Raw genomic sequence first — 22,008 nt, 5'->3', positions numbered from 1 at the left:
GCGGTTTTATGGTACTATAATTATAGTATCAGGTACTAATAACAAGTATAAGTATTTCTGGGAGGATATATCATGGAACTATTACAAGGGAAAACATTTGTTGTTATGGGCGTTGCGAACCAAAGAAGTATTGCGTGGGGAATTGCTCGCTCTTTGCATAATGCAGGTGCAAAATTAATCTTCACATATGCAGGAGAACGTTTAGAAAGAAACGTTCGTGAATTAGCGGATACATTAGAAGGACAAGAATCACTTGTATTACCTTGTGATGTAACAAATGATGAGGAACTTACAGCTTGCTTTGAAACAATTAAACAAGAAGTAGGTACTATTCACGGTGTAGCACATTGTATTGCTTTTGCAAATCGCGATGACTTAAAAGGCGAATTTGTAGATACTTCTCGCGATGGATTTTTACTTGCACAAAATATTAGTGCATTCTCTTTAACAGCTGTAGCAAGAGAAGCGAAGAAAGTTATGACAGAAGGCGGAAATATTTTAACGTTAACATACCTTGGCGGCGAGCGTGTTGTGAAAAATTATAACGTTATGGGTGTTGCGAAAGCTTCATTAGAAGCGAGCGTGAAATATTTAGCAAACGATTTAGGTCAACATGGTATTCGTGTCAACGCTATTTCTGCAGGACCAATTCGTACGTTATCTGCAAAAGGTGTAGGCGATTTCAACTCAATCTTAAGAGAAATTGAGGAGCGCGCACCACTTCGTCGTACAACAACTCCAGAAGAAGTTGGCGATACAGCAGTATTCCTATTCAGTGATTTAGCTCGCGGTGTAACAGGAGAAAACATTCATGTTGATTCAGGGTATCATATCCTAGGATAAATATAATATTAATTTTTAAAGGACAATCTCTAAATGCTGAGATTGTCCTTTTTATTTGTTCTGAGAAAGAACGATTTTTAACGAAAGTTCTTACCACGTGATGAATATAACTATAATAGTACACAATTTATTCAGCTACGTATGGAAGTGGGAGGGACGAGTGTGAAGAATAAAAATAAAAGTTCAACAGTTGGAAAACCGTTGTTATATATTGCGCAAGTAAGTTTAGAACTTACTGCACCGAAAATAAAAAGGATTATCCTGACAAACTTTGGAAATGAAGATCAAAAAGAGCAAAGTAATAGAAATGAAAATATTGTAAGTAGTGCTGTGGAAGAGGTAACAGAACAAGAACAACAAGAAGAGCAGCAAGTGGAAGAAAAAATAGAAGAAGAGAAAAAAGAAGCACATGCAGAACAAGAACAACAAGAACAACAAGAACAGAAAGAACCAGTAAGAACTGTTCCGTATAATAAATCATTTAAGGATATGAATAATGATGAAAAAATTCATTTTTTATTAAACCGCCCTCATTACATTCCGAAAGTAAGGTGCAGAATAAAAACAGCTACAGTTTCTTATGTTGGATCGATCATATCGTATCGTAATGGTATTGTATCTATTATGCCGCAAAATAGCATGAGAGATATTAGGTTGTCTATAGATGATATCCAATCAATTAGTATGGCCGGCTTTTAAATATGTAAAGGTGGTAGAAAGCTTCTACCACCCCAATAGTTTTTTAGTTTACTTCACTTATTAGATAGTAACGTCGCGTAAGCATTGAATCGCACAGAAACAGCTTAAATCAACAGTAATGCAAGTAGATGTCGATACTAGTCTTGCATTTGGTACAGCTAAAAACGTACAAATTGGATCATCAGTAGGTGGTACAGGAGAACTATCACCTAATACTACACTTAATACACGTAGTACAGCACAGCTATCATCATCTACACTTTCCACACGGAAAATTGGAGATCGGCAGCCAACAAGGCTTGCAGATGGTGCAAATGCTTCAAAAGGTGCTCCAGCTTTTGTGTATAAAATAAAAGGACGTGTATTTGCTACTGATGCAGTATTATGTGCACCTAAAAATGGAATTTCACAACCAGATCCACACGTTGTTGTAGAACAATCTTGTAATTCATTGATGAATTTTACAACGTCAACTACACAATGAGAAGAGCCATGGTGTTTATTTTCGTTACAACTCATTAATGTCACTCCTTATCTTCTTGTTTGTATTTACATTAATAAGATATTGGAGTCGAGGAGATTTGGTCACAATCTCAAGACCTTTTTTTTTAAATAGGCGAAAGAAGATAAGGGAAGGTGGAATTATGCTGTTTACAAGCTGGCTTTTATTTTTTATTTTCGCGTTAGCAGCCTTTAGGCTCACTCGTTTAATTGTTTATGATAAAATTACAGCCTTTTTGCGAAGACCATTTATTGATGAATTAGAGATTACGGAGCCAGATGGAAGTGTATCAACGTTTACAAAAGTGAAAGGTAAAGGATTAAGAAAGTGGATTGGCGAATTATTAAGCTGTTATTGGTGTACAGGTGTATGGGTTAGTGCTTTTTTATTAGTTTTATATAATTGGATCCCTATCGTTGCGGAGCCGTTACTTGCATTATTAGCTATTGCAGGAGCAGCAGCAATCATTGAAACGATTACAGGATATTTTATGGGAGAATAATATATTTTCATAATAAGAGAAAAAGCGGAGTTTAAAAGAATGAGGGAACGGAAATAAAGAGTTGTTCATATAGTAAATAGACAGAATTGACAGTAGAGGAGATGTTTGCTGTGAGCAATAATCCTAGGCAAAATTCATATGACCTGCAGCAGTGGTATCAAATACAGCAACAGCACCATGCACAACAACAGGCATATCAAGAACAATTACAACAACAAGGATTTGTGAAGAAAAAGGGATGCAATTGTGGGAAAAAGAAGAACACAATAAAACACTATGAAGAATGAAACACTCATGTTACTGTGAGTGTTTTTTATTATACATATAAAAAGCGGTATTTCTGTATTAGAAATACCGCTTTTTACTAGCTAATTTGTGCAACTGTTAATGCTGCTGCACGGATGTCTACAGTTCCAATTAACTCAACTGGTACAATTTGAATTAAGTCACCAGGATTTAAGTTAATAAGAATAACACCGCTGGATACGTCTACTTCACCAGTACCAATAACGTTAGAACGAACCGCTGTACCTGATCCAGGAATAATGTTAGCTGGCGTACCTAATGATAAGAAGAAACGACCAGCTTCTGGTGCAACAGGTGCATTATCAAGACTAATTGTTAATGTATAACTGATTTGATAAATACCAGCTCGTAGAATTCGAATACCATCTCCAACACTTACTGTATCATTTATTACAGGAACAGTAATATTTGGGTTTGGACTTACACTAGGTAATAGTAGTGGTGTAAATAGTGAAGCGAACTGAGGTGCAGACGCGTTGAAAGCAAAACCGAAGGCAGGTAGTGTACTAGCTGGTTTTGCCTCGCAATCAATTTTAGTAAATTCGCAATCAGAAGAGAACATGTTTTTCACTCCTTTATCTGTTTCTACTTTCAGTTAATGAAAAGGACAGGTTCTATGTTCTAGACAAGTTCCCAATTTTAAGAAATTTACATAATAATAATGCGTTAAGCATGGATTGGGTGGCAGAATTATCTGCCACCCAATCCATACTTAACGCATTATTTAGTTTTAAATTGTAACATCGCGTAAGCATTGAATCGCACAGAAGCAACTTAAATCAACAGTAATGCAAGTAGAGGTTGATACTAATCTTGCATTTGGTACAGCTAAAAACGTACAGATGGGATCGTCAGTAGGTGGTACAGGGGAGTTATCACCTAATACTACAGTTAATACACGTAATACAGCACAATCATCATCATCTATACTTTCTACGCGGAAAATTGGAGATCGGCAGCTAGTAAGACTTGCTGATGGTGCAAATGCTTCAAAAGGTGCTCCGGCTTTTGTGTATAAAATAAAAGGACGTGTATTAGCTACTGATGCAGTGTTATGTGCACCTAAAAATGGAACTTCGCAACCAGATCCACATGTAGTGGTTGCACAGTCTTGCAGTTCATGTATAAAGCGAACGACATTCGATACACAGTTGAAATCACAATCATGTTCATGATGGTCTTCGTTACAATTGCAGCTCATTATGTTCACTCCTTATCGTGAGTTCTGACATACACTATTACAATATGAGTGGGATATGGCTGATATTACGTTAATTCTCACGATAAAAACAAGGAATTTATATAGGAGGGATGTACATAATGTGATATAAAAAAAGACATCCTTATTTAGTGGATGTCTTTTCAGGTAAATCTTTTCGCACAGTATATAAAAAACGAGATATATCTAATTTCTTTCCTCTGAAAAATTGCGGAGAAGAAATGTAAAGCTCTTCTTTCGCACGTGTAATGGCGACATACAGTAATCGGCGTTCTTCTTCTAACGCTTCAGAAGTTTCCGTAATACGATCATTTGCATCTTTTAAAGAAGAAGTATGGGGCAGGATTCCATCACTCGCTCCAAGTAAAAAGACACATGGAAATTCAAGGCCTTTTGCGTTATGAATTGACATAAGTGAAACGGCATCTTTTTGGGGCATTGTTTTTAATGCTTCCATTTCCTTTTGACCTTGAATCGCCTCGTCGATAAATTGTAAATAAGCTGGAATATCGGTGAAACGAGTTGCAGACTCCATTAATTCTTCTAACATTTCTTCTTGTATGTCTTTATGCATCGTAAAGGAAGAACGATCGTTACTTTGTAAGTACTCTAAATATTTTCCTTTACCATGTATGATTTCTTTTAATGCTTTTTTCGGTTCTAATTCTTTAATAAATTTAATAAAATCGATGCGCTCATTTACCTTTTTCACTTGAAAAGGTTTTAAGCTCGGATTTAATAATAAGAAATGAAGAAGAGAAGGAAAACGGCCTTCACCATATTTCCATTGTTCACGTTCAATAAATGAAATACAATCATCACGTCCGATATACATCGTCGGCAATATGTTTGAAAGTGATTCTAGTCGAAACGGCTCAATCACGAGTCTTAAATGATCTAATACAGGCTTAATTAAAGAATGTTCATAAAATGATTGGCTCGCCCCGTGTTTAATAAACGGAATTTTATGAATGGTAAGCTGATCAAGTAACGAACGGCTTACAGAATGTGTGCGATACAGTAAACAAAAATCTTTATAGTTTCGGTCACCGCTATCTACTTTTTCTTGAATGAGCTGCAAAATTTGATTTGCTTCATCAAGAGTTGTAGCAGGTCTTGCATAAAAAGGTTGTACACCTTCCTCACGAACGGAGTATAGCTCTTTATCAAAACGTTCTTGATTTAATTTTATAACTTCATTTCCAAGCCCGACGATAAAGGGATTGGATCGATAATTCGTATTTAGTGCAATGATTGTTGTGTTATCAAATTCTTTTGGAAAAGATAAAATAATTTGGTGACTTGCCCCTCGCCAGCCATAAATTGCTTGATCATCATCACCTGCGATGAACAAATTATTTCTTGGCGTGGCTAACAATTTTACAATTTCATATTGTGCATAGGATGTATCTTGAAACTCATCTACTTCAATGTAGTGAAAACGTTGTTGTAATTGAGTTAGTAAAGGAGCATTATTTTCTAACATATAATATGTTTCCAATAAGATGTCATCGAAATCAATATAATTGTATCGTTGTTTTACCTCTTCAAAACGTTCATATACTTCTTTAAATTCTTGTTCGACTGGCGTTTTCGCCTTTACATCTTTCGGACGATTTAATTTGTTTTTCTCAAGTGAAATCATCGCGAGGATCGTTTCCGAATCATAATCGTCTTTTAAACGCAATTCTTTTAAGATTTTCTTTATCATAATTTGTTTATGTTTTTCATTTGCTAAAATTTGCTGATTATACCCTTGACTACGAAGCAATTTTAAGAAAACAGAGTGGAATGTACCAGCAACAACGTAGCTACTTGCTGCATGATTCATACCTGGTAACTTTGCAACACGACTTCGGATTTCTTCAGCTGCTTTTTGTGTAAATGTAAGTAATAAAATATTTCGTGGATGAACTTGTTTTACATTTACTAAATAACCAACGCGAGTTGTTAAAACAGATGTTTTCCCGCTTCCAGCACCAGCTAGTGTAAGAACAGGACCTTCTGTTGTGCGCACGGCTTCTAATTGTTTTTCGTTTAAAAAAACATTTTGTTGTTCGAGAGCGCGGAAATAAGCCGCATCTACATCTTCTTCCATAATTAAATGGGTAGATGTTTTCGGAGTATGATATGTCGCACGCGGAATATCAGCGTGTGTTAACGATTTTTGTGAAAATTTTTCTTGTGTCATATATTCACCTTCAAAACTATAGCATCAACATTTAACTTTAGCGGAAGAAAAAGAAAATAGCAATGTAAAAAAACAGGAGGGGTCACCTCCTGCTTTCAAATCACAATTCTTTTATCATTACGACGTGCGGGATATTTGCTTCCATAAATACATCAGAACTCGTTACATATCCAAGTTTTTTATAGAAATCTTCAGCATGTGTTTGAGCATGAAGTTTTAATTTTGGTAGCGAATTTTCCTTTGCATACGCTTCAAGCGCATCCATAACAATTTTTCCGATGCCTTTTTTTCGATGGGAACCTAGCACGCAAATGCGTTCCACTTTTCCTATACCATCAAGGGTGCGAAAACGTCCAGCACCAACTGGAACATCATTGTCATATATAACAACGTGTGTTGAAGTTTCTTCAAACTCATCGTACTCTTCTTCAGCAGAGACACGTTGTTCATTTACAAACACTTGTTTACGTACAGAGAATGCATCTCTTAGTTGTTCGTCCGTTTGTACAATCTGTGCGTGCAAATTAGTTGTTCCCCTTTCCAAGATGGAATGTTTCGTGTACAGTCCATGTTCCATTTTCTAATTGATATAGAAGATGGAAACGATCAATTGGTTGTTCATAATAGAAATCTTTCATACGTAATCGCCCCAATACATCAGCATGCTCTGCATCTGATAAGCCTTGTCCGATTGTTAAGTGAGGTACGAAAGCATATTCGCGTTCTTGCGTGAATAACCCGCCATGCATTTCTTCATTTAAGAAAGTAAGTTCAGGTGTTTTTTCTACTTTAAAATAAAGGACGTTATTAACAGGTGCGAATGAACCGACTTTCCCAACATGAAGGGTGAAAGGGTTCGTTTTACCTGCGATTGTATGTAGCTCGTTTACAATCGATTCTAATTGTTCATCTTGCGTCTCAAAGGGTGTTTTCAATGTAATATGTGGCGGAACTAATGCGTAGTGTGGGTCATAACGCTTACGCAATCCGTTCGCTTTATCTTGAATCATTTTAGATGGAAAAATTACAATGCCTAATTTCATGTTCCAATTCCTCCCTTTGTAAGTCTAGTTAGATTTTGAGATAAATAGATCTCTTTGTCTATTATATCAAATTATTCTGAATACTGCTCTCTATTATTTCATTGATAGAATATGAGAGAAGGCTTTTGGTAAATCAGTTTGCCAATATTTCCAAGTATGATTACCTTCAAACTCTTCGTAATGCGTAATGAAATTTCTATCTGTAAGAAGTGTATTTAACTCACGGTTCGGTTCTACGAAATCAGATACTTGTCCATCAGTACGCTTTACAGCCGTTTCTTCTGTGCCGATGACGTGATACAGTTCTAATGCTTGTGGATCTTTGAAGTCTTTTGCTAAGTTCATTACTGTCTCATCCACAAATGGTGATTGCATAACGACTTTACCGAATGTATGCGGATACATAAGTGCAGTCATAAAGGAAACTGTTCCGCCAAGAGAATCACCAATTAAAACACGACCTTTTCCCATTTGGTACGTTGGATAATTTTCATCAATATATGGTGCAAGTTCATGAGCAAGGAAACGTATATATGCAGCATTTTTTACTTCATTTGGGAAATATTTTTCTTTACGATCATGTACATTTTTATATGGAATACCGACAATAATTGTACGGTCAATTTCTTCAGTTTCACGAAGGCGCTCAATTACACGATGCGCTTTACCGAGCTGAAAATAATCTCTACCATCTTGTGCAATTACAACTGTATGTTTGTGCAGTGGTGTGTAATTTACTGGTAAATAAACGAGAAGTGTAACGTCTTCTTGAAGTGATGCGCTATAAAATGAAATTTCTTCAATTCTCCCTATTGTTTGACTCATGTAGATCCCCCTAAATAAAAATTTACTGTAACGATTGTAAGAGCGACGCTTGTAGTGAAAAAGGAAATAAATATTCACTAATTGGTGCCTTAATTTCTATTTTACCATAATGGTACGAAGAATCTAAAAAATTAGTATTTAAGTCACGAAAGAAAACGGATATAATGAAGTGGGATTTTTGACAGGTGAGAGGGGAGACAGGATTTGAAACAAGAAAAGTCAATCGCACTACCATTAGCTATTTCTATAATTGCCATTTCTTTTGCAGCAGTTTTTGTAAAGATGTCCTCAGCACCATCTTCTATTTTAAGTATGTACCGCTTATGGATTATCGTACTTATTATGCTGCCTATCGTATGGAAAAAACGGGAAGAGTTTAGTAAGATTCAAATAAAAGATTGGGGATTTTTAATTGGATCTGGTTTCTTTTTAGCACTTCATTTTCTATTATGGTTTGAATCTTTAAAGCATACGACAGTTGCGAGTTCGACGATTATTTTAGCGCTTCAACCAATCGTATCTTTAATTGGAGGTTTTTTCTTATTTAAAGAAAGAACAACATACTCAGCTATTGCAACGATGGGAATTGCGATATTAGGCGTAATGTGTATTGGTTGGGGAGATTTAGGGCTAAGTGAACAAGCAATTTATGGAGATATATTATCCTTTTTAAGTGTAATAGCGGTTGTCGGTTATTTATTTATCGGGCAAACGACAGTAAAGAAAGTATCACACTGGATTTACAGCTTTACAGTTTTTGCATTCGCAGGTATTTTTATGGGAATTTATAATATAGTATTGCAAGTGCCTTTTACAGGTTATACGAAGTGGGATTGGACCGTTTTTCTTTTACTTGCGGTTGTCCCGACAGTGTCACACGTCATTAATAATTGGTTATTAAACTACGTAAATGCAACAACAATTTCAATGAGTATTTTAGGAGAACCCGTTGGAGCATCTATACTAGCGTTCTTCTTACTCGGTGAAAGACTAAATGCCATGCAAATTATCGGTAGCATGCTCGTATTATTTGGTGTATCTGTTTTCTTACTACAGCAACAAAAACGAACAGCAAAAAATGTAGTAAACGAGCCGGCGTATACACAGGAATTATAATGTTAGAGGAGAAAAGAGAAGTTGTGATACTTCTCTTTTTGTTTTATATAAATACGGGTGTGGAAGGGGGAAGGAAATGGAATTCCCATCAAAAAAAGATGTATGGCTATATCCGATTTTTTTCGTTGTCATTGGAGCGTGTTTTGCTCCCCTATTTGCAGGTAGAGAATATTTTCTTTTATTTTTTACAATTTCATTAGCGATATTATTTATTTGGAGTTGGTTTTCGACAAAATACATCGTCGGAGAAGAAACAATTACAATTAGATCAGGTTTCGTTAAAAAGCGCATATTTATACGAGATATAAAACAAGTTTTAAATACAAAAAATCCAATAGCAGCCCATGCATTGTCATTTGATCGACTTGAAATTGTTTATGGTGCACATCAAACAGAAATTATTTCTCCTAAAGATAAAGAGCAATTCATCAATCTTGTTAAAAGTAAAAATCCACACATTGAAATAAAGTAAAAGAGTGGCTTCGTAGCCACTCTTTTACTTTGGATTTGTCATATAAGGTTGTACGTGAATGATACATAGGTCACGGAACTTTCCTTCAGCAGTTGTGACAATTACGACTGCTCTACCTGCACTTTTTCCAGTAATCGTTACCGTGTCCCCCTTTGGATACAGTGTGATAACATCAGCATTCATATTCGTCCAAAGAAGTTCTTTATTTGTTGCCTGCATTGGCAAAACGGAAGCTGATAACTCAGTGCTTTGGCCAGTTCTTACTTTTAACTTATTTTTTTCCATATGAACACCGATGACTGAAATAACAGAAGGAGCAATTGTAATTTTAGGTGGATTAGGTTGTATGTTCAAACAAGACGCAGAAGTATTGGTGATAGGTGAAAATTTTCGTGTTTGTTGTTGCTGGAAAGCTGCTAACATATTGGAGTCCCCTTTCTGTATAAGTGCTGATAGTAATACTATAAAGGAGTAGTGTTACGTTTAATTTAACGAAACATAAAGAAATTGTTAAATTCGAGCAGAAGATCGTCGAACTTTGATATAAAGAAAGCTCTGCTGATACGATAACAGCAGAGCTTTCCCTTTATAGATTATGACTATGTTGTTTTTCGAAATTCTCAAATTGCTCTTCAACTTCTTTTGAAGGTTGTGTTAGTAAACTAACAATTACGATAGCTAGTAAACTAATAGCGAAACCTGGAATCATTTCATATAAGAAATCTTTTAAGAATTTGAATTGAGTCCATATAATAACAGTAGCGGCACCAGAAACCATACCAGCAAGCGCGCCCCATTTCGTCATACGTTTCCAATATAAGCTTAATAAAATAGCAGGTCCGAATGAAGAACCGAACCCAGCCCAAGCATATCCAACAAGAGCTAAAATCGTATCATTTTGTTTAAGTGCTAATGCACATCCAATTAAAGCAATAACAAGAACAGCCATACGACCGACAAATACAAGTTCTTTATCAGAAGCATCACGCTTAAAGAATGTTCTATATAAGTCTTCTGTTACTGCACTCGAAGTAACGAGAAGTTGAGAAGAAATTGTACTCATAATAGCTGCTAAAATAGCTGCTAATAAAAATCCAGTAATAAGTGGATGGAATAAAATAGTGCCAAGTTCAACGAAAATCGTTTCTGGATCAGAAAGTTTTAAACCTGCTTTTGAATAGTATGCAATACCGATAAGGCCAGTAAACATAGCTCCAGCAACAGAGAAAATCATCCAGCTCATACCAATACGTCGTGCACTTTTAATTTCTTTTACAGAAGAAATCGCCATAAAGCGTACAATAATATGTGGTTGTCCAACATAACCAAGGCCCCATGCGAATAATGAAATAATTCCTAATACAGAAGTACCTTTAAAAATATCTAATAATGCCGGATCGATAGATTTAATTGTTTCAAATGCTGGACCAAGTCCATTTACGTGCATAATTGTTACGACTGGAACAAGAATAAGAGCGACTACCATAATGATTCCTTGCACGAAGTCTGTCCAACTTACAGCTAAAAATCCACCAAATAATGTGTAAGCTACGACAACTCCACCAACGATAAGAAGACCAACATGGTAATTGAGTCCAAATGAATTTTCGAATAATACAGCACCAGAGACAAATCCTGAAGCTACATAAAACGTGAAAAATATCATAATAACAAGTCCAGATACTAAACGTAGCATATGGGATTTGTCGTGGAAACGGTGTTCCAAAAATTCTGGGATAGTAATAGAGTTATTTGCAATTTCAGAGTAGGTACGTAAGCGAGGAGCGACATAAAGCCAGTTTGCATATGCGCCTAATGTTAGGCCAATCGCAATCCAGCTACTACTTAATCCAACGCTAAACATTGCACCGGGTAAGCCCATTAAAAGCCAACCACTCATATCAGCTGCTCCAGCACTTAATGCTGTTACTGCGGGGCCTAGTGTACGCCCGCCAAGCATATAATCTGTTAAGTTGGATGTTTGCTTATAAGCGAAATAGCCGATAATTAGCATCCCGAGCATGTAAATAGAGATAGAAGTTAAAATTAACATCTGCGTACTCATGTAGTTCCCCTTTCTTTTGTCAGGTCTTTTGATGCGTTATGCATATTTATCCCGCATGAACGGGCAGTAAAACTCCCACCTTAAAATTGGATGGGCAAGGAAGTTAGGTGGGAGATCAACTGCCCGTAAATGCCCGATTAGTTCAACTAATAATAAGTGGGGGATGAACAAAACCCCCACTTATTAAAGTTTCACTTTATAATCTATCATGATTATTCTGAAAAATCCATATAGAAATATGAATTTTCAGAAATGTAAGCGTTTTTTGATGTGATTTTACTTTTTTAATATATAATATTCATACAAAAAACCTTATTTTTAATAGAGTATTTATTATATTTACATAAAAAGAGGTTGTTTTGTCAATATAATATTGAAAGGAAAGAAAAATAAAATTTTTAAAAAAGTATTGACTTGTGAAAAAAGTCAGGTCTATAATGAGTGCAACTTAAAAAAATGCAAGCGTTGATGAAGAAGAGTACACATGATGAACATGTCAGAGAGCTGATGGTTGGTGCGAATCAGTATGGAATTGATGTGGAATGGGCTTCGGAGCTTCCAAACCGAAACGAAAGAAGTAGGCTTTGGCGACATGATCTCATCGATACAAGAGACACGTATTGTTTTTGATACGGTAAAGTGCGTTACATTTGTAACGAATTAAGGTGGCACCACGGGAGTACCCGTCCTTTCTATAGGATGAGTACTCCCTTTTTGTGTATAAAAAATTAAATAAATGAAATCGTCTAAGTAAGAAGAGTACGTATATTGGAGACGTTACAGAGAGCCGGGAATAGGTGGGAGCCCGGTACGGTGCCATATACGGAATGGGCTTACGAGAGGTATGCTGAACAATTATTTTCAGTAGGCAACCCGGGTTCCGCCGTTACAAGGATAAGGTATAAATTTTGTACCTGAACAAAGCGGGATGCTTTTGCATCCAACACGAGGTGGTACCGCGGTATATTTATCGTCCTCTACATATTTTCGATATGTAGGGGACTTTTTTATTTTTCAGAGTGAGGTGAAGGACATGATGACGAAAGAAGAATTTATAAAACAAAAAAGAGAGAGAAAGACATTTTTAGTAATCACTGAAGAAGAAGGAGATAGCATTACGCCAATTTCTTTATATAGACGTATGAAAGGGAAGAAGAAATTTTTATTAGAAAGTTCACAGCTTCATCAAGATAAAGGGCGTTATTCTTACTTAGGATGTAATCCTTATGGAGAGGTGACAAGCGTTGGTACGGAAGTAGAAAGAATGATATATGGGCAAACAGAAAAGTTAAAAGGTAACGTACTACAAGTGTTAGAAGAAGTAATCGCATCATCACAAGTAGATAGCCCATTTCCATTTTGCGGAGGAGCAGTTGGTTATATTGGATATGATGTCATTCGGCAGTATGAAAACATTGGAGCGGATTTACACGACCCATTAAATATTCCGGAAGTACACCTTTTACTATATCGTGAGTTTATCGTTTACGATCATTTACGCCAAAAGTTGTCGTTTGTATATGTATGCAGGGAAGATGATTCAGCAGATTATGAGGAAGTATACGAAAGGCTACGAGTATACAAAGAGGAAGTGCTACAAGGAGAAGAAGCTGAAGTAAATGCAATACAATCCACATTATCATTCACTTCTTCTATAACGGAAAAAGAGTTTTGTGAGATGGTAGAAATGGCGAAAGAACATATAAGAGCTGGGGACATATTCCAAGTCGTACTGTCACAGCGTTTGCAAAGTGAATGTATTGGTGATCCATTCGCGTTATACCGAAAACTTCGAATTGCAAATCCATCACCATATATGTTCTATATCGATTTTCAAGATTATGTTGTACTCGGTTCTTCACCGGAAAGTTTGCTATCAGTAAGGGAGAATAAAGTGATGACGAATCCAATTGCTGGTACGAGGCCGAGGGGGAAAACGAAGAGGGAAGATGAGGAAATCGAAAAAGAACTGTTGGAAGATGAGAAAGAACGAGCGGAGCATATGATGCTTGTAGATCTTGGGCGAAATGATATTGGCAGAGTGAGTGAAATTGGATCCGTGACGATAGATAAATATATGAAAGTAGAAAAATATTCTCACGTTATGCACATTGTATCTGAAGTTTACGGAACATTGCGAAAACAAACGAGCGGATTTGATGCGTTAGAGTATTGCTTACCAGCAGGGACAGTTTCTGGAGCTCCGAAAATTAGAGCGATGGAAATTATAAATGAGCTAGAGAATGAAAAAAGAAACGTATACGCCGGAGCAGTTGGATACGTTAGTTTTTCAGGGAATCTTGATATGGCACTTGCCATTCGAACGATGGTCGTAAAGGATGAAAAAGCATACGTTCAGGCCGGAGCAGGAGTCGTTTACGATTCAGATCCAGTAGCTGAATATGAAGAAACATTAAATAAAGCGAGAGCGCTATTGGAGGTAATGAAATGATTGTACTAATTGATAATTATGATTCATTTACTTATAACTTGTATCAACTGTTAGGTGAATACGAAGAAGATATTGTAGTCGTAAGAAATGATCAAATAACGATAGAACAGCTAGAAGAGATGAATCCAACAGGAATTGTGCTTTCACCAGGACCAGGAAAACCAGAGGATGCTGGTATTTGTATCGAAGTGATTCGTCATTTTTATAAGAACGTTCCCATATTAGGGATTTGTCTTGGCCACCAAGCGATCATAGCCGCATTTGGAGGAGACATTGTTAGAGCAGAACGTATTAAACACGGAAAAACATCGCGTGTGAAACATAACGGAACGTCAATCTTTTCATACGTTACACAGCCGCTGACGGCGATGCGCTATCATTCCCTTGTTGCAGAGCAAACGAGCTTGCCAGATTGTTTTGACATATTAGCGACAGCGATGGACGACGGAGAAATAATGGCAGTCCGTCACAATTATTATCCGCTCTTCGGATTACAGTTTCATCCGGAATCAATCGCAACAGAAGAAGGCGGAAAGTTAATACGTGCCTTTTTAACAGAAGTAAAAGAGGAGGAAAGAGTATGAATAACTATCTTCGTAAATTAGTGGAGGGTCAACATTTAACAGAAGAGGAAATGTATAAAGCAGGACTACTTTTATTAAGTGAAAACATATTAGAAAGTGAAATTGCAGCTTTCTTAGTCTTACTGAAAGCGAAAGGTGAAACTGCAGAAGAAATATACGGTCTCGTTCGAGCTCTTCGCGAAAAGGCATTGCCGTTTTCGAACCATATACAAGGAGCAATGGACAATTGCGGGACGGGTGGTGACGGTGCTCAAACGTTTAATATTAGCACAACATCAGCATTCGTACTGGCAGGAGCAGGTGTAAAGGTTGCAAAACATGGTAATCGTGCCGTTTCTAGTAAAACAGGAAGTGCAGACTTATTAGAAGAGCTAGGTGTAAATATTAGTAGTACGCCAAACGAGATTGATTATTTACTAGAGCATGTGGGCATTGCCTTCTTATTTGCACCAGCAATGCATCCAGCACTAAGGCGCATTATGAAAATAAGAAAAGAGTTAAACGTGCCGACAATCTTTAATTTAATTGGTCCTTTAACAAATCCAGTGAATTTAGAAACACAATTTGTCGGTATTTATAAACGAGATATGTTATTACCAGTTGCACAAGTATTACAAAAGTTAGGCCGGAAACAAGCGCTTGTCGTAAATGGAAGTGGTTTTTTAGATGAAGCGTCATTACAAGGGGAAAATCAAGTAGTCCTTTTAAAAGATAATGAAATAGTAGAAATGAATATTGATCCAGAAAATTATGGTTTTTCAAGAGTGAAAAATGAAGAAATTAGAGGGGGGAATTCACAAGAAAATGCAAAGATTACAGTCGGCGTATTGAGTGGAGAAAAGAGTGTTTACCGCGATACAGTGTTATTAAATGCAGGTCTAGCCCTTTTTGCAAATGGAAAAACAGAAACGATTGAAGAAGGAATTAAACTAGCAACACATAGCATTGACTCTGGAAAAGCATTAACCAAATTAAACTTATTAATTGCAGCAAGCAACGAAAAATTAGAAAGGGTGAACTAAAGTGGGGACGATTTTAGATAAAATTGTAGAACAGAAGAAAAAGGAAGTTGCGGAGTTATATGAAACGTATACACCAGTCAAAACAAAAAGAAAGACACATTCACTTGTAGAAGCGTTACAGCAGTTTACTGTCATTGCAGAAGTAAAGCGAGCATCACCATCAAAAGGAGATATCAATTTACACGTTGACGTACGAAAACAAGTGGGAACATATGAAGACTGCGGGGCAGGAGCAGTATCTGTTTTAACAGATGGTCAATTTTTTAAAGGATCGTTTCACGATTTACAAACAGCAAGAGAAGAAAGTAACATTCCGCTTTTATGTAAAGATTTCATAATCGATAAGATTCAAATCGATAGAGCGTATGAAACGGGAGCAGATATTATTTTACTAATCGTAGCAGCGTTAACGAAAGAAAAGTTAAAAGAGTTGTATAGCTACGTGTTAGAAAAAGGATTGGAAGCGATTGTTGAAGTTCATGATGAACAGGAATTAGAAACTGCGATCCAACTAAATCCACATGTTATTGGCATTAATAATCGTAATTTAAAAACGTTCGAAGTAGATTTAAGCCAAACTGAAAAGTTAGGAAAACGATTGAATGAGGAGAAATTACTTTGGATTAGTGAAAGTGGCATTCATTCAAAAGAAGATATTACCCGCGTTAAAAGAGCTGGAGCAAAAGGTGTATTAGTTGGAGAGGCACTTATGACATCATCTTCTATTAGTAGCTTTTTTGAAGATTGTAAGGTGAATATATGAAAGTGAAAATTTGTGGTATTACTGATGTTGAAACAGCAAAATGTGCTTGCGAATACGGAGCAGATGCAATCGGATTTGTTTTTGCAGAAAGTAAGCGGAAAATTACTCTGGGGCTAGCGAAAGAAATTATTGGGGAGCTTCCAGCACACGTATTAAAAATCGGGGTTTTCGTAAATGAATCAGTTGAAGTGATTCAGAAGATTGCAGATGAGTGCGGGTTAACGCATGTGCAACTACATGGGGATGAAGAGAATCATCAAATTAGAAGATTGAATATTCCGTCTATAAAATCGCTAGGAGTAACTTCAGAGAGTGATATGAAAAGCGCTCAAGCATATGAAACGGATTATATATTGTTTGATAGCCCGAAAGAAAAGTTTCATGGAGGAAATGGAAAGACATTTTCATGGGAATTACTTGAGCATATGCCAAAAGAGTTGCGAAAGAAAACGATATTAGCTGGTGGATTAAACATCCTTAACATAGAAGAAGCAATTCGAACTGTTCGGCCATATATGGTCGATGTAAGTAGCGGAGTAGAGACAGAAGGAAAGAAAGATCTAAAGAAAATAAAACAATTTATTATAAAATCGAAGGAGTGTTCCAAATGAACTACGCATATCCAGATGAAAAAGGTCACTACGGTATATACGGAGGACGATACGTTCCAGAAACGTTAATGCAATCTGTATTAGAACTAGAAGAAGCATATAAAGAAGCGATGCAAGATGAAGCGTTTCAAAAGGAATTAAATCATTATTTAAAAACGTACGTTGGAAGGGAAACACCGCTTTATTTCGCTGAAAATATGACGAAGTATTGCGGTGGTGCAAAGATTTATTTAAAACGTGAAGATTTGAACCATACAGGAGCTCATAAAATTAACAATACAATCGGTCAGGCACTACTTGCAGTACGAATGGGCAAGAAAAAAGTTGTCGCTGAAACAGGAGCAGGACAACACGGAGTGGCAACTGCTACTGTATGTGCCCTACTCGGATTAGAATGCGTCATCTTTATGGGAGAGGAAGATGTGAGACGTCAAAAATTAAATGTGTTCCGAATGGAATTACTCGGAGCGAAAGTAGAAAGTGTAGCGGCAGGTAGCGGCACATTAAAAGATGCAGTGAACGAGGCGCTTCGCTACTGGGTTTCACACGTGCACGATACACACTACATTATGGGATCCGTTCTCGGGCCACATCCATTCCCGCAAATTGTCCGTGATTTCCAAAGTGTAATTGGAAATGAAACGAAAAAACAATATGAGGCGTTAGAAGGAAAGTTACCAGAAGCAGTCGTTGCTTGTATTGGCGGTGGTAGTAATGCGATGGGCATGTTTTATCCGTTCGTACACGATGAAGAGGTCGCTCTTTACGGCGTAGAAGCAGCAGGGAAAGGCGTTCATACAGAAAAGCATGCAGCAACTTTAACGAAAGGAAGCGTCGGTGTTTTACACGGATCAATGATGTATCTTCTGCAAAACGAAGAAGGGCAAATTCAAGAAGCGCACTCTATTTCAGCAGGACTCGATTATCCAGGTGTTGGTCCAGAACATAGCTTGCTAAAAGATATTGGCCGCGTTTCTTATCATTCAATTACTGATGATGAAGCGTTAGAAGCATTTCAATTATTAACGAAAAAAGAAGGAATTATTCCGGCTTTAGAAAGCTCACATGCTGTCGCATATGCATTAAAATTAGCGCCGCAAATGAAGAAAGACGAAGGACTTGTCATTTGCTTATCAGGCCGCGGTGATAAAGATGTAGAGAGTATAAAACGTTATATGGAAGAGGTGTGAAAAATGGGAGTAGAAAAAATTAAAGCAGCGTTTGAAAATGGTAAGAAAGCATTTATTCCGTACGTAATGGGCGGAGATGGTGGACTTGAGAAACTAAAAGAAAGAATTCGTTTTCTAGACGAAGCAGGAGCAAGCATCGTTGAAATTGGTATCCCGTTTTCAGATCCAGTTGCAGATGGCCCAACGATTCAAAGAGCAGGGAAGCGAGCGCTAGATAGCGGTATAACAGTAAAAGGAATTTTTCAAGCATTAATAGAGGTAAGGGAAGAAGTGCACATTCCGTTTGTACTCATGACATATTTAAATCCAGTACTCGCATTTGGAAAAGAACGATTCATCGAAAACTGCATAGAAGCAGGTGTAGACGGCATCATCATTCCAGACTTACCATATGAAGAACAAAATATTATTGCGTCGTTACTTCGAGAGGCAAACATTGCGCTAATTCCACTCGTTACCGTAACGAGCCCAATTGAGCGAATCGAAAAAATTACGAGTGAATCAGAAGGATTCGTCTACGCTGTTACAGTAGCGGGCGTAACGGGAGTACGTCAAAACTTTAAAGAGGAGATTCGTAGTTACTTAGAAAAAGTAAAATCACACGTCAACTTACCAGTAGTCGCAGGATTCGGTATTTCAACAAAAGAACATGTAGAAGAAATGGTTACAATATGTGACGGAGTTGTTGTTGGAAGTAAGATCATTGAGCTTTTAGAAAATGAAAAACGAGAAGAAATATGTGAATTAATATATGCAACAAAACAAAAAGAAGGGGCGTAAGTCTCTTCTTTTTGTTTTGCGTAATAAATGTTAAAATATACAGAAAATACATTTAATTCAGAGGTGAGAAGGCATGCTAAGACGCAAATTACTGTATCTTCTTTTAACTATACCACTATACGCTTGGCTCATTAGCATGGCGAAAATAGAGTTGATGGCTCTATTTTTAGGATATGTATTTATCTTTTCCAACTTAAATCGCATTCAAGAACAGTCTATTTTAGAAATATGTCTATTTTCGATTAGTATAGAATTATTTAGTATCGTTTCGATTGTATTATTAAACGAATTATTTCTACGGATTCATTCATTTACATTAATGAAATTTGGGAATATTGTATTGCAAGCAATATGTACTTACATTGTGTTTGTTGTGTTAGAAAAAATAATTGGGCAGCAGACAGTTTTTCAGAATAATAGAAAATGGGGTGAATGAAAAGGAGCCGTTCGCCCCCTTTTTTGAATCTGTTGTAAAAACAATTGAAAATTATGTCATCTGTTATATAATAGTTAAAAATTGTATTTTAAACGAAATGAGATGATAACATGGCCATATTGTTGGCACTTATCCCAATTATGATGATTTTCATTTGTTTATTTTTATTTAAACAAACGTCATTAAGGTCCTCGTTAATTTCTTATGCAGTGTCTGTCGGAATCGTTTTACTCTCGCCAACGTTTCGATTAGGGATAAGTGAAACTGTGCACGCAACGATTAAAGGATGGTTAATTTGTTTTATTGTCGGGTACGTTTTATTTTTCGGTATTTTTTTATTTCACCTCATGAACAAAATGGGATACATCGATCAAGTAGCACGTTTTTTAGAAGAAATCACACATGATCGCTTATTACAAATGCTGCTTATGTGTTTTGGCATTTGTCCGCTTATTGAATCAGTAAGTGGATTTGGTATTGGATTCATGGTTGCAGCACCTATTTTTCTTTCGCTAGGCTATAAACCATTTCAAGCTGTACTGCTCTCATTCATCGGCTTACTAGCTAGTTCATGGGGCGCAATGGCAACGGGTACGATTATCGGTTCGCAGCTAATAAATATGCCTCTTACAACACTTGGTACAAATACAGCGCTATTAAGTATTCCGATGTTTGCTTACTTCGTTATTCTTTCTTTACACGTTGTTGGCGGCTGGCAAGCGGTTATAGAAAAGTGGAAAGAAGGAGTAGGGTTCTTTCTATTATTTTCTCTCGGAATATATCTTTCTAATGCGTACGTAAGTGTTGAACTAGCCGGGATATTAAGTTCTATCGTTACGATTACATTTGGCTTTCTTATCATTAAATTAAAAGGAAAAAGTGGGCAAAATCTTATAACAGAACATGCCGCTGCAACGGAGAGAGAAGTATCCATTATAAAAATTATTAGCCCTTATATATTTCTAACAGTTTGTATTTTACTTTCTCGCCTCGTTCCAGCATTACATGATTTGTTCAGATCATATGCGGTTCTTGATTTGAAATCATACTCTTATAAACTAGAGTTACTATATTCACCAGGATTTTGGCTCGGTATGACTTGCTTATTTACTATTATTTTCTTCCGCATCCCGTCTAATATTATTAAACAATCATTCTCACAAACGATCAAACAATGGATTCCATTTGCTATTACGACGACAATGTTTATCGCCATTTCAGAACTAATGGGTGCATCTGGCATGCATTCATTACTTGCAAAAACAGCTGGTGAAACATTTGGAACCTTTTTCGTTTTTGTTGCTCCGTTTATTGGCGCTATTGGTGGATTTTTAACAGGTAGTAACGCAGGATCAAATGCAATGTTTATAAAACTACAAATGCAAACCGCACAAAACGTAGCACTCCCGTGGCAATATGTCACAACACTTCAAAACACCGCATCATCAGTAGCGACAATCGCTTGTCCATCACGGATTACATTAGGTGCTTACTTATGTAATATCCCTTACCGTGAAAATGAACTATTAAAGAAGACGACGTTAATGATCTTTGGTGCGGTTTTACTTGTAGTGGTAGAGGTTATTGTTTGGTATATGTTGAGAAATTAAAAATCCCCCTAACATAGGAGGATTTTTTTTATGAGTGGATAATGATTTAAATATGAATAGCTTCTACTAAATGAATAGGAGATGAAATGTATGCCCCTAAAAAACTACGGTGTGTTAAAAGGTACAGTTATACAATCAAAGATTGGAAAAGGGAAAACACCTCATTATCAAGTTCATTTACAAGATGAAGTAGGAGTAGATTATCGTATTGCAATTAACGTAAAATCGCAAAGTTATCCGTCAGAAGTTTTATATTTTGCGAGTAACAATATTAAATCAGAAGCGATTCATATTTTACCGACATTACCATTCGGTTTTACAGAAATAAAAAACAATGAACCGAAAGTGGCTTTAGATTATGTAAGAGGAAATCTATTTGATTCAAAACAAATGATTCCTTTGCCTCCCGAAAAAGCAGGAGCAGATAATGATTTAAACGAAAAAATAGAACGTTATATAAAGCGAGCGATAGAAGAAAAAGCGATTATTTACGCGTTTGGTGAAAGATGGGGACCAGAAGAAAACACACCAGATTCCTATTTTCATTTCAAACCAGGAAACGGTATACATGATATTCACATGAATCAAGGGAATGTAGAGAAATGGAAAGGTGATAATGGCATATGGCAAGACGGAGGGATACTCATTCACTTTGAAAAGGAAGAAGAATGGATTGGTATCTTTCTTGCATTCCAATCACAGTCATGGTGTACCGATGAAGAAGGGCATGCTCGTGTGCCTGTTGAGCATTGTGATTATAAGGGGAATAATTAATAA

The 22,008-nt window shown here is 36.6% G+C and carries 25 protein-coding genes and 2 other annotated features; of the genes, 16 read left to right on the top strand and 9 right to left on the bottom strand.

Features of this window, described 5'->3' with window-relative positions; genetic code table 11:
- The first annotated feature begins 72 nt into the window (after positions 1-72).
- Together fabI and N2V92_RS28675 are read left to right on the top strand one after the other, a co-directional pair.
- Positions 73-843, top strand: coding sequence for an enoyl-ACP reductase FabI (gene fabI / locus N2V92_RS28680; RefSeq protein WP_000421885.1), 771 nt, complete (start codon positions 73-75; stop codon positions 841-843).
- A 141-nt stretch (positions 844-984) separates the two neighbouring features.
- On the top strand, positions 985-1,542 hold the full coding sequence (locus tag N2V92_RS28675) for a spore coat CotO family protein (protein ID WP_080018635.1): 558 nt from the start codon (positions 985-987) through the stop codon (positions 1,540-1,542).
- 60 nt (positions 1,543-1,602) lie between these two features.
- Here N2V92_RS28675 and exsY read toward each other — a convergent pair whose 3' ends face one another.
- The gene (gene exsY, locus N2V92_RS28670) at positions 1,603-2,061 is read right to left on the bottom strand and encodes an exosporium assembly protein ExsY (protein WP_001277735.1); all 459 of its coding nucleotides are present in this window, start codon (positions 2,059-2,061) and stop codon (positions 1,603-1,605) included.
- Positions 2,062-2,186: 125 nt separating this feature from the next.
- Between exsY and N2V92_RS28665 the strand changes: the two genes are divergently transcribed.
- Together N2V92_RS28665 and N2V92_RS28660 are read left to right on the top strand one after the other, a co-directional pair.
- Positions 2,187-2,546: a DUF1360 domain-containing protein gene (locus N2V92_RS28665; RefSeq protein WP_000899662.1), complete on the top strand. Its 360-nt coding sequence runs from the start codon at positions 2,187-2,189 to the stop codon at positions 2,544-2,546.
- Between the two features lie 101 nt (positions 2,547-2,647).
- Positions 2,648-2,833 (top strand): hypothetical protein, encoded by a 186-nt coding sequence (locus tag N2V92_RS28660; protein WP_014894818.1) that lies wholly within the window; start codon positions 2,648-2,650, stop codon positions 2,831-2,833.
- A 77-nt stretch (positions 2,834-2,910) separates the two neighbouring features.
- Here N2V92_RS28660 and exsF read toward each other — a convergent pair whose 3' ends face one another.
- From exsF to N2V92_RS28630, 6 genes are all read right to left on the bottom strand, one after another.
- Positions 2,911-3,414 carry an exosporium protein ExsF gene (gene exsF / locus N2V92_RS28655; protein ID WP_000492933.1) on the bottom strand — a complete coding sequence of 168 codons (504 nt, stop codon included), beginning with the start codon at positions 3,412-3,414 and terminating at the stop codon, positions 2,911-2,913.
- Between the two features lie 168 nt (positions 3,415-3,582).
- Positions 3,583-4,053, bottom strand: coding sequence for a spore coat protein CotY (gene cotY, locus N2V92_RS28650; RefSeq protein WP_001277697.1), 471 nt, complete (start codon positions 4,051-4,053; stop codon positions 3,583-3,585).
- 142 nt (positions 4,054-4,195) lie between these two features.
- Positions 4,196-6,262 (bottom strand): ATP-dependent helicase, encoded by a 2,067-nt coding sequence (locus N2V92_RS28645; RefSeq protein WP_000191211.1) that lies wholly within the window; start codon positions 6,260-6,262, stop codon positions 4,196-4,198.
- 100 nt (positions 6,263-6,362) lie between these two features.
- Positions 6,363-6,785, bottom strand: a complete 423-nt coding sequence (locus tag N2V92_RS28640; RefSeq protein WP_000543309.1) for a GNAT family N-acetyltransferase — start codon at positions 6,783-6,785, stop codon at positions 6,363-6,365.
- A gap of 1 nt (position 6,786) precedes the next feature.
- On the bottom strand, positions 6,787-7,305 hold the full coding sequence (locus tag N2V92_RS28635) for a YjcG family protein (RefSeq protein WP_000765871.1): 519 nt from the start codon (positions 7,303-7,305) through the stop codon (positions 6,787-6,789).
- A gap of 93 nt (positions 7,306-7,398) precedes the next feature.
- The gene (locus N2V92_RS28630; protein ID WP_000084010.1) at positions 7,399-8,130 is read right to left on the bottom strand and encodes an alpha/beta hydrolase; all 732 of its coding nucleotides are present in this window, start codon (positions 8,128-8,130) and stop codon (positions 7,399-7,401) included.
- A gap of 204 nt (positions 8,131-8,334) precedes the next feature.
- On the opposite strand from N2V92_RS28630, the gene N2V92_RS28625 reads away from it, so the two are divergent.
- Both N2V92_RS28625 and N2V92_RS28620 read left to right on the top strand, forming a co-directional pair.
- Positions 8,335-9,246 (top strand): DMT family transporter, encoded by a 912-nt coding sequence (locus N2V92_RS28625; RefSeq protein WP_000806947.1) that lies wholly within the window; start codon positions 8,335-8,337, stop codon positions 9,244-9,246.
- A gap of 76 nt (positions 9,247-9,322) precedes the next feature.
- Positions 9,323-9,718, top strand: a complete 396-nt coding sequence (locus N2V92_RS28620) for a PH domain-containing protein (RefSeq protein ID WP_000395656.1) — start codon at positions 9,323-9,325, stop codon at positions 9,716-9,718.
- Between the two features lie 24 nt (positions 9,719-9,742).
- Here N2V92_RS28620 and N2V92_RS28615 read toward each other — a convergent pair whose 3' ends face one another.
- Together N2V92_RS28615 and putP are read right to left on the bottom strand one after the other, a co-directional pair.
- Positions 9,743-10,141, bottom strand: coding sequence for an Ig-like domain-containing protein (locus N2V92_RS28615; RefSeq protein WP_000878727.1), 399 nt, complete (start codon positions 10,139-10,141; stop codon positions 9,743-9,745).
- Between the two features lie 163 nt (positions 10,142-10,304).
- Positions 10,305-11,783 (bottom strand): sodium/proline symporter PutP, encoded by a 1,479-nt coding sequence (gene putP / locus N2V92_RS28610; RefSeq protein ID WP_000107191.1) that lies wholly within the window; start codon positions 11,781-11,783, stop codon positions 10,305-10,307.
- Between the two features lie 456 nt (positions 11,784-12,239).
- Positions 12,240-12,477, top strand: a binding site (T-box leader).
- Positions 12,478-12,519: 42 nt separating this feature from the next.
- Positions 12,520-12,764: a binding site (T-box leader), on the top strand.
- 52 nt (positions 12,765-12,816) lie between these two features.
- Between putP and trpE the strand changes: the two genes are divergently transcribed.
- The 10 genes from trpE (at position 12,817) to N2V92_RS28560 (ending at position 22,005) form a co-directional block, all read left to right on the top strand.
- Positions 12,817-14,235 carry an anthranilate synthase component I gene (gene trpE, locus N2V92_RS28605; RefSeq protein WP_044797913.1) on the top strand — a complete coding sequence of 473 codons (1,419 nt, stop codon included), beginning with the start codon at positions 12,817-12,819 and terminating at the stop codon, positions 14,233-14,235.
- Positions 14,232-14,819, top strand: coding sequence for an aminodeoxychorismate/anthranilate synthase component II (locus tag N2V92_RS28600; protein ID WP_000636336.1), 588 nt, complete (start codon positions 14,232-14,234; stop codon positions 14,817-14,819). Before trpE ends, N2V92_RS28600 begins: the two co-directional genes overlap by 4 nt.
- Positions 14,816-15,841 (top strand): anthranilate phosphoribosyltransferase, encoded by a 1,026-nt coding sequence (gene trpD, locus N2V92_RS28595; RefSeq protein WP_001067363.1) that lies wholly within the window; start codon positions 14,816-14,818, stop codon positions 15,839-15,841. The genes N2V92_RS28600 and trpD overlap by 4 nt, the downstream gene beginning before the upstream one ends.
- Position 15,842: 1 nt before the next feature.
- Positions 15,843-16,604 (top strand): indole-3-glycerol phosphate synthase TrpC, encoded by a 762-nt coding sequence (gene trpC / locus N2V92_RS28590; RefSeq protein WP_000536711.1) that lies wholly within the window; start codon positions 15,843-15,845, stop codon positions 16,602-16,604.
- Positions 16,601-17,215, top strand: a complete 615-nt coding sequence (locus N2V92_RS28585; RefSeq protein ID WP_000865127.1) for a phosphoribosylanthranilate isomerase — start codon at positions 16,601-16,603, stop codon at positions 17,213-17,215. The genes trpC and N2V92_RS28585 overlap by 4 nt, the downstream gene beginning before the upstream one ends.
- Positions 17,212-18,405, top strand: coding sequence for a tryptophan synthase subunit beta (gene trpB, locus N2V92_RS28580; protein WP_001105026.1), 1,194 nt, complete (start codon positions 17,212-17,214; stop codon positions 18,403-18,405). The genes N2V92_RS28585 and trpB overlap by 4 nt, the downstream gene beginning before the upstream one ends.
- A 3-nt stretch (positions 18,406-18,408) precedes the next feature.
- Positions 18,409-19,185: a tryptophan synthase subunit alpha gene (gene trpA / locus N2V92_RS28575; RefSeq protein WP_042597401.1), complete on the top strand. Its 777-nt coding sequence runs from the start codon at positions 18,409-18,411 to the stop codon at positions 19,183-19,185.
- Between the two features lie 73 nt (positions 19,186-19,258).
- The gene (locus N2V92_RS28570; RefSeq protein WP_000946134.1) at positions 19,259-19,621 is read left to right on the top strand and encodes a DUF4029 domain-containing protein; all 363 of its coding nucleotides are present in this window, start codon (positions 19,259-19,261) and stop codon (positions 19,619-19,621) included.
- A gap of 110 nt (positions 19,622-19,731) precedes the next feature.
- Positions 19,732-21,231, top strand: a complete 1,500-nt coding sequence (locus N2V92_RS28565) for an L-lactate permease (RefSeq protein ID WP_000996272.1) — start codon at positions 19,732-19,734, stop codon at positions 21,229-21,231.
- A gap of 90 nt (positions 21,232-21,321) precedes the next feature.
- On the top strand, positions 21,322-22,005 hold the full coding sequence (locus N2V92_RS28560; RefSeq protein WP_001128581.1) for a DUF2278 family protein: 684 nt from the start codon (positions 21,322-21,324) through the stop codon (positions 22,003-22,005).
- The last annotated feature ends 3 nt before the right edge of the window (positions 22,006-22,008 follow it).

Origin of the sequence: Bacillus sp. CH_48, assembly GCF_038008465.1 — a bacterium.
GTDB lineage: Bacteria > Bacillota > Bacilli > Bacillales > Bacillaceae_G > Bacillus_A > Bacillus_A thuringiensis_S.
Note: the sequence above shows the minus strand (reverse complement) of the source record. Positions and strands in the feature narration are given on the sequence as shown.